Genomic DNA, 8,478 nt, shown 5'->3' with positions numbered 1-8,478 from the left:
CCGGCCTCGGCGAACGGCGTCCAGACACCAAGCTGACGCAGCAGCCCATTCGCTACTGCCGGCAGCACCTCTCCCGGCTTTGGCCGATCATGCCTTCCTGCTTCCAGCAACAGCACGCTCCGCGCGGGTGCATCGTTGCCAACGCCAGTCCGGATGTGGTCGCCGCCGAACGTGATCGTCTCAGCGAGCTGGCGGGACAAAATGCCAACCTCAAGATAGCGTTGGCCCGGATCAGCGAGGCGGACTGAGGCGACTGAGGAAGACTTTAAATTCAAAAGGTGACACGCGGCAATAGTCGCGTGCCGCTGTAGCCCCAGGCTCCGCTTCACCGTGGGGACCGATCGGTCGCACTCTCAGCCTGGGGTTCTTCTCTGCCACCCATCATCGAATTTTGGTGGATTATCCGTCTCCCGCACCGGTTTGAGCGCGATAGACAGAATCGCGTTTTCTGTGCCGGCCGGGCTTCAATGACGGGGATGGCGAAAAGCTGAGTGCTCGGGCTTGCGGGCCGAGCTTGTCGGTCGCTCGATGGAAAGTGTCATCTGAGGCGCTTCCTCTCCCGCGTGCAACTGGAAGACACGCTCGTCCAGTTCCTTGTCCACTTCCGTCAGACGATGATTGAGGCGAAGGTAGTCCGTCCAGGTCGGCGTGCGGAACGTTTCCGTCCAATGCATAGGCTTCTGCAAGTTCCGCTGGAGCGTCCAATTCCGAGCACCGACCCGGCTGTGTACATGACGCCGCTGCCGCATGAGGTCGAGGAAAGCCTCGAGATTTCTCTCGGCTATCAGATATTCGACCTTGACCACGATCGGGCCGCTTCTCGGCTTCAGATTGAGAGCGACAGCCGGGGCATCGAATTCCTCCAGAGGATCGGGCTCTGAGTCGCGGCGCTCGCGAAGAGGAAACAGAACGCCGGCTGCAGCGACGAACATCAGGGAGGCAGCGGAACCCTCCAGCGCCAGGGCCAGCGAATGGTTTTCGGCCACCGTGCCCCACACCCAGCTGCCGAGCGCGATGCCACCATCTATCAAAGCATAGTAGATCGAGATGGTGCGCCCCACGACCCAGCGCGGGCTTGCCAGCTGCACGCTCACACCGACCCCTGACCAGGCGGTGACCCAGCCCGCGCCGCCCAAAGCGAGTGCAATTGCCGCCACCCCGATCGAAGTTGTCAGTGCCAGGGAAAGTGAGCACGCCGCGCAGGCGACGCAGGAGAGCCTCATCAGCCGCTCCTGCGACAAGCTCCGTCTGAACAGGCTGTTGGAGAGGCCAGCGAAGACGGCTCCGGTCCCGAAGCCGGCCATGAGCGCGCCATAGGCGAGCGGGCCTCCTCCCAGCTGATCGCGGACAACCACCGGCAGCAGCGCGAGTATGGCGATGCTCGCCAAGCCAAAGAGGGTTCCGCGCGCGATCGCGGCCTTGATTTCCGATGACATAGCCGTGAAGCGCAGCCCGTCATAGATCGCCGTCCTCATCGACTCGCGTGGAAGAGGGGAAGAACGAACCTTCCACTTGCAGCGCCAAATAGTGGCCAAGGGTACGAAATAGGTGAGCGTGGTCACCGCGAATGCCGCCATAAGGCCAAACGAGGCAACTACAATGCCGCCGAGCGCCGGGCCCACAGTCCGGACGGTATTGAATCCAACAGAAAGCAGGGTGACGGCAGCGGGAACATCTCGTCGATCCACAATATCGCCAACCGACGCTTGCCAGGCCGGATCATTGAGAGCACCGCCGCTTGCGATCAAGAAGCTGAAGCCGAGGATCATCCACGGACTGACAAAGCCCAGCGCCACCGATGCGGTCAGCATCGCGGAGGCAGTCACCATAAGGCACCGACCGGCGAACATGACCCGGCGCCGGCTGAAATTGTCAGCGAGAGCCCCGGCGAAGACAGACAAGACGAAGGCGGGCAGGTTCGATGAAGCCTGAACCAACGCAACCATCAGATCGGAAGTCGAGATCGTTGCCATCAGCCAGCTGATGGCGACAGTCTGCATCAACCAGCCGAGGCTTGAAACCTGCGTGGCGAGCCAGATCGAGCGAAAAGTGGGCTGCAGAAGTGGCCCAAAGGTCGTTGGTGCAGCCAAATCTTCGTTTGATCTAGCCACCCTACTCATTTTGCGATCCTTTGCTTTCCGTTATTGTCGCTTCCCATGTAATCTAGGCTGAACCGTGGCGGCTGGAAGAATAGATGGACCCATTTGTCTCCGACGATGTGGCCACAGTTCCTCCTGACCAGTGGTCTGGCGGCCGAGACGCAGACATGGGCCGGCTCACTCGCCTTCGACGACATGTTGGTGAGCCGGAGGCATCATGCTCGTTCGACGCGCTGCCGAGCGATTTTTCGCGAAACGTTACCCTGTTCTTTTGTTGGAAACTCACTCATCAGCGGCGTTCGATGCTGAGTGTGGCTTCCGAAAAGTGAGGACGCTTGCAGATCTTTGACAGGATCAGTTCCCTGATAGATGCAGACGATTGCCAGGCCGCGATCGAAGACGCGCGCGCCCTGCTCCTTCAGTTCGGACAAAAGTCTGATGCGCTCACACATGCGATCGACGAGTTTCTGCTCGACCTGATGACATTGGCTTTCATCGTCGAATGTTACGGACGCGGCTTTGAACTTTTGGCGCGAACGCTTGCCCGTAGAAGGCTGGCGAAGGTCAGACTGTTGTCGGGAGGGGTCGGCCGGGCAGAACGGGTTCCAAAGCCTGATAGCTGAACCGGCGATCGAGCCGCGTTCTATTAACGACGTGGCGACCGCCAAAAAAAGGGCCATCGGAAAACCGAGGCCCTTTAGGTGTAAAGTCAAAACCCTCAGAGGGGAACAGCTGATACGTTGGAGTGGGAGGAAACCATCGCGTGCATCAGCTGTAAGCTTAAAGGCTAAAAGTTGTGCAATGCGCAAACACATTTTGTGCAATGCAGCTATGCAGTAACGCAAAGCCTCAAGTTGGAAGATCGAGTTTGGAAATGGTTGCTGCTCGTACGGTGATGGGCGAGATCCTTAAGCGTATGTACGGCGGCATGATGGACGCTTGCAAGCATCCAGACTAGATTATCGCGAAGCTAAAATAAGAGGTTCGATCCAATCGGCGATGCTCAATAGCCGCGCCATTCTGGTTCAGCCGGGCGTTACATCGCCTCGCCAAGTTGAGGATGTATTGGTCGCGAGCAGCCGCGCGCCAATTTGGAACCCACGACCACATGCAACGATTGGGCACTGTCCGAAAGAAGGCCGAGAACTGTTGAAAGTGCGCTAGATGGAGATATTCTGAATCGGAACGGGGGCCTGGTTCATCGCCAAAGCGAGACATGGATGAAAAGCAGATCGCGCCCAACGCCTGATCCAACCATTGCAACGGAAGTCCCCTGGTCGGAAAGCCTAACCGCATATGATAACAAACATTTCGAGCTCTATTTGAAGCTCATGGACGCGTGCGCCGACAGTGCCAGCGAAGAGGAGATGGCGCTGGATGTACTGGGTATCGATCCGGTCCAAGAGCCAATCCGCGCCCGTAAGGCCCTTCGCAGTCATCTCAAACGGGTGCTCTGGTTTATGCATGAGGGCCATAAGGAACTGCTTCCAAGCCGACCGCCTCAATAACTGCGGCGCCGAACAAGGTTGCCCGAGAGATCAGGTGGCGCCCTCGGGGGATGCGAGGACACTTGAAAGCCGCAATCGGGTTATCATCTTGCCGTGGTCGGGGATCCCTTCCTTGGGCGGAAGCCGACGACAGTGTTCGAGGGGAACTCGCCATGAGCCGGGTGCGCAGAGATCGTCCGACGCTCTTGTATTTGCTGGATCCCAGCCGGCTCCGCCTCCGATTGCCTCGGTAGCTCGGTAGCCTGAGCGCGTCGGCGGCATCATGCCATTATCATCGTACGAATTGCATGCTCCATCGTCCTGGACGAGACCGGTTTGGCTAGCCAAAGGACGAAGGTCTGATTACCAGATGTGATCGGCATGGGGTCGCTTCCACCAACGACGATGATGGGCACCGTCATCAGGGTGGGACGTACGGCTTCGGCCTGTCCTCGCCCAAGGAAAGTCGCTTCATCGAAAATTAGGAGGTCGGCTGCCTTCCCGCTCTCGATCCAGTCGCAAAGACTTTCGAAGGTCGCGAAGCCGACCGGCTTATAACCCAGCGCGGCGATCTTATCCTTGTAGATCTCCAACGCTGCTGGATCGGGCTCCACGACTGCAATGATTTCTCCGTTGCCAAGTGATCCATCGTATGGACCGGAAGCGCTATCAGCTCTGACCTGCTCCTCAGCGCAGGCCGGTAAGTAGAGATCGAAGCGTGTACCTCGGCCAACAGCCGAGGTGACGTCAAGGCATCCTGCGAGCGCGCTCACATGGCGGTCCACTGCAGCAAGACCCAGTCCGGTCCCGCCGACGCGAGAGCGCGTGGTAAAAAAGGGCTCAAAGATATGCGGAAGCACCGAACTTGCGATTCCTTGGCCATCGTCGCTGATGGAGAGGAGAACGTAATCTCCCGGTTTCAAGGTGCCCTTAGCCACGGGCTTCGTTTGACAGACGTGAGCGCGAGAAACGCTAATCTCGACACGGCCCTCATTCAAGAGAGCCTCCGACGCGTTCTTGCATAGATTCATAAGGATCTGCTGTATCTCGGTCGGGCTGCCCTCGATCACCGTTTGCCACTCGTTGATCTTGAAGTTCAACTGAACATCCGCACGAAGTGTAACCCGCAGCAATGGCGCGAGATCCATTACACTCTCCGAGACGTCGAAAGGCATCGTCACGCGCTTCCGATTTCGGCTTAGTGACAAAATTTGATCAATAATCAGCTTGGCTCGGTTGCTGGCCAAGATAATTTGGCCGATGTGGCCCCGAATTCTCGAGGGACGGCGCACAAGACCTTTAGCCATCTCTGCGTAGCCGACTATTGCTCCTAGAACATTATTGAATTCATGTGTAACGCCGCTTGCGATTGTGCCGACAGCCGTCAGCCTTTCCGCATGCTCCCATCGACTCTCAAAAAGGTTACGTTCCGTGTGTACACGTTGCATTTCAAGATGGTTGCCTAAACGCACAGTAGCGCTCGCCAGAACCAGTAGGTCGTCTGTGGAGGGTGGTGAGCGATCTCCTTCAAAAACAAGGATACAAACCGCAGCCTGCTGATCGGAGGCCCTGCAACCAACAATTTGACAAACACCGGTAGTGCCTACGGCAGTCCGAACCACTTCCGACGCCGGAACGACGCGAAACACTGGCTGTTCCGGGTGTACAAGTGAGACGACTTCATGGATTAGCGTGGCGTTCCAGACGCGCATGCGCTTGTTCGCGACAAAGTACTCGGTATTCCTGCTGATACTCGGATCCACCAGAGCAAGCGCGCATTGATCCGCATCGAAAACGCATTGAATGAGTCTAAGCGCTGCTTCGGTGGAGAAGCGCCGCGAAGCCTTCGTTGCTTGACTGTCGATGAAGCAAGCTTCGATCTCACTCATTGCCGCTTCAAGCTCTAACCGCCTTTCCAACCGGTTCGTCCGCACATGCAGCGTGGAGGCTCGAATGGTCGCAAACAAGCAGAGGCATATGGACACCAAGCCAAAGAAAAGTCGTGTACGCTGCGCTTGCGCGCTGGCGAAGCTGTAGGCTTTCAGATGTTCTCGCTCCAATTCGGCAGCCTTGGCGAACGTGTCGAAGGATGGGATCCGATTGACAGCGCGGTCCAACCTCAACATTGAGGACAGGATAGCGCGGCCCTCGCGGGCAACATCCTCCGTGACTTGGTCCTGGCTAGGAGGAAGTCGGCCGAGAGACTGATCGATTTGTAATGCGAGGCTGAATCCCGGTCTGGCCGAAAATTGAAGGATCAGATTGGAAAATTCAGGCCTGTTCGACACTCCCCTCCGAAGGCGATTAGCCGAGCGAGCAAAGCGTACGAGAGAGCTTTGCAGAAGCTCATTTTGCGCGGCCGAGGCCGAGATGGCAGCTTCTGTGTTTTCGAGGGACTTTTTGAGCTGTGCAAGCAACCTGGAGTGCACCCCGGAGCTCTCATTGGGCGAAATCTCAACAAGGCGTTGGTAGTTTTGAAGGTTCCTTTTTAATGCTTGCCCGGTAGAAGCAACGGAACGGAAGTCCAATACCATGTCGGCGCGGGCGACGTCTCGCTGGAGCAATGCGTAGTTGATCTGAATCGTCCGCAGTTCGCTTAGGACCGCCTCGTTGATCTGGGGGTCTTGCCACTGTATCGCGACCAAGAGCGCAACCGAGGCCACTAGGGCCATTACAGAAGCTTTGTCGGTACTGAGCCATTTTTCCCAAACGAACGGCGTTTGATCCGCGGTGCGTGCCTTGCGAAGGTCCGATTTGAATTCTAGCTCCCCATCGCGTCGGTGTGCGGCCGGATGCTGCTGGAACAGGAAAGCCAAGTGTACCTCTCCCCTCAAATAGGCGGTGTAGACACCGTTGCACTCTGCCCCCATGGCCCGCTGACCTTCCATTGATTCGCGGGCGTTTCGACCTCGACGGCGAGGCGGCAGCACAAGGCGGGCAACTGATCGCAGTTTTCGGAACTGGTCTTCCGAGAGATCATCGAAGGGGCATACAAGCGCACGCCTGCAGCAGCCGAGGATGATACCGGTCGGTCAAACGCAACTGGCGAGGGCCGGATCTGCTGTTGGCTGGCAGCTAACACTGGCGGGGCGGCGGCCTCAACTCCGGCGTGCCTAGAACCGGCTGCTGCGAAAGCGTCCGACACGCTTCCCTTGGGGTCATCCCGTCCAGCGGGCATCCTTGGATCGCTGAAAAAAGACGAGGCGGCTTGATGATCCTGCCCTCGCTGAAGCACCTCGCGAAACCCCTGTTCCAGTCGCAGAAGCTCCTCGCGAAACCCCTGTTCCAGTCGCAGAAGCTCCTCTGGACCGGTAGGCGGCTCGTCAGCTCGGCCATCGAACAGCGGCCGGAGCGCCTCGGACACGTGCTGCTCAAAGCCCACTCGCCGGGCCTGGACCGCTTGCCCGTCTTCCAAGCCGGCGTCCTGCACCTGCGACAAAGCTGTTACACGGGATGGATTACTATTTCGCGGGTCCATACTAGCCTCACATCAAACTGTATCGTCAAAGTCCTGCGCCAATCCACGCAGCGGCTCATCGAGTTGATTCTGTGGAGAGCCCCCCGTCTGCTTTCGTCAAGGGCGTCGGCTCCGGGAGGGCGCCTGTCTGGCTTTCAAAGATGCGTTTCAGAATGCGATCCGAAAAATATCGCACCTTCCTCAATTTTAATGGTGGCAGACCTTGACGAGAACGATTTCGTACTCGTCATTGAGCAGCCGCACCTGTTCGGGACGCAACAGCGGTGCACCTTGATGTGAATTCTGAACGTTCCAATCGAACGTTCGCGCCTGGCTGTAGGAAATCGATTGGGCTTGAAATGTGAATCCACCATAGCTTTGGAAATGTAGTTCGGAGTCTCGTCATCTACCTCGATGTTCCTAGAAGCGCGCCGGCAGCCCGGGCGGGGGGCTTGGGGTTAGACTGCCGGCGCACGCCGCTCATAAAGAGCGGCCTCTTTTCGCGGTTCGGACACCCATAGTCAACCCGGCAACGTCTGGATGCCCGCCGTGCTTTTTGCAGAGCGGCGATGCCGGGCATATCGGCCGATCCTGTCTAGGATGGTGTGGCCACTCTCGTCGGCCGAGTTGATGCTCCAGCCACTATCGCCTTGCCGACCAGCATGAGTTCGCCGTTAGCAATCCATCGTTGCGAGCCGAGACCGAGGTAAAAAGCGCGTGTTATCGACTATGTAGCTGACGCTCCCGCTGACGCCTTCGAGTGCGCACGCTATGCCCCGTTCGCACCCTCTTGTGAATAGTACTGCCGCATGCACCTGAAACCGCCTCCTGGGACCAGGCTTGCTCAAGCCCTTGATTCAACACGATTGATCCGGCGCCAAGGGAAGCGGTTTCGAGGTGCCGCAGCGCGTACATGATGATGGCCGCCGCGGGGGCCTCGCGGACTTCGAGAACCTTTTCACCGGTTGAGATGTGTTCGAGCCCGGTTGCTGACATACTGGCTCTTGCGGATGCTGATCGACTTCAGTGCTCGTCGCGATGCCGCAAGCGATTTTTTGCGGCAAATGACCTTTCCGAAAAGTTTGCGACAGAACCCGCCGACGCCGCTCTCATCGAAGCGGATGAGGCTCAGCGGCCTCCCCTGTCCGACAATTTGCGTCGGTTTGGCGATTTGACGACACAGGCTTGTTGGCCGGGCTTGTCACGTTGTCTGAAATTGGCCGGCCGAGGGCTGCTGCTGCAGAATTCATGCGGGCGTTCCAGTGTACGCCTCCGGCGAGGGCCGCCTTGCGCGAGCATGGCACGGAAGCGAGGCTGCGCTCTTAAGGTCGTCCTTACGAGCGTAGTTAGCAGCACAGCATGAGCCATGTGACATTATTGACCGGGCCGGAGCGTCGTCGTCGTTGGAGTGAAGAAGATCAGTGCCGGATACTGG

At 58.0% G+C, this 8,478-nt stretch carries 5 protein-coding genes and 1 pseudogene; 2 read left to right on the top strand and 4 right to left on the bottom strand.

Annotated features, from left to right (window positions below; genetic code table 11):
* Positions 1 to 248, top strand: a 248-nt coding sequence (locus tag NKH57_RS32675; RefSeq protein ID WP_352950461.1) for a hypothetical protein, incomplete at its 5' end; no start/stop codon positions are given.
* A 216-nt stretch (positions 249 to 464) separates the two neighbouring features.
* Here NKH57_RS32675 and NKH57_RS32670 read toward each other — a convergent pair.
* Together NKH57_RS32670 and NKH57_RS32665 are read right to left on the bottom strand one after the other, a co-directional pair.
* Positions 465 to 2,120: an MFS transporter gene (locus NKH57_RS32670; RefSeq protein ID WP_352950459.1), complete on the bottom strand. Its 1,656-nt coding sequence runs from the start codon at positions 2,118 to 2,120 to the stop codon at positions 465 to 467.
* Positions 2,121 to 2,314: 194 nt separating this feature from the next.
* Positions 2,315 to 2,779: a hypothetical protein gene (locus tag NKH57_RS32665; protein WP_352950457.1), complete on the bottom strand. Its 465-nt coding sequence runs from the start codon at positions 2,777 to 2,779 to the stop codon at positions 2,315 to 2,317.
* A gap of 540 nt (positions 2,780 to 3,319) precedes the next feature.
* Between NKH57_RS32665 and NKH57_RS32660 the strand changes: the two genes are divergently transcribed.
* Positions 3,320 to 3,607 (top strand): hypothetical protein, encoded by a 288-nt coding sequence (locus NKH57_RS32660; RefSeq protein WP_352950456.1) that lies wholly within the window; start codon positions 3,320 to 3,322, stop codon positions 3,605 to 3,607.
* Positions 3,608 to 3,867: 260 nt separating this feature from the next.
* Here NKH57_RS32660 and NKH57_RS32655 read toward each other — a convergent pair whose 3' ends face one another.
* Positions 3,868 to 6,402 (bottom strand): two-component system VirA-like sensor kinase, encoded by a 2,535-nt coding sequence (locus NKH57_RS32655; protein ID WP_352950454.1) that lies wholly within the window; start codon positions 6,400 to 6,402, stop codon positions 3,868 to 3,870.
* A 674-nt stretch (positions 6,403 to 7,076) separates the two neighbouring features.
* Positions 7,077 to 7,450, bottom strand: a pseudogene (locus tag NKH57_RS32650) (type IV secretory system conjugative DNA transfer family protein); the annotation flags it as partial.
* Positions 7,451 to 8,478: the final 1,028 nt, after the last annotated feature.

The organism is Mesorhizobium sp. M1050 (assembly GCF_040318715.1).
Classification (GTDB): Bacteria; Pseudomonadota; Alphaproteobacteria; order Rhizobiales; family Rhizobiaceae; genus Mesorhizobium.
This window is presented reverse-complemented; position numbering and strand designations above follow the sequence as displayed.

Coding starts and splice junctions, on each gene's coding strand:
- NKH57_RS32660 (WP_352950456.1), top strand. CDS start 3,320: ATGAAAAGCAGATCGCGCCCAACGCCTGATCCAACCATTGCAACGGAA.
- NKH57_RS32665 (WP_352950457.1), bottom strand. CDS start 2,779: ATGGCCCTTTTTTTGGCGGTCGCCACGTCGTTAATAGAACGCGGCTCG.
- NKH57_RS32670 (WP_352950459.1), bottom strand. CDS start 2,120: ATGAGTAGGGTGGCTAGATCAAACGAAGATTTGGCTGCACCAACGACC.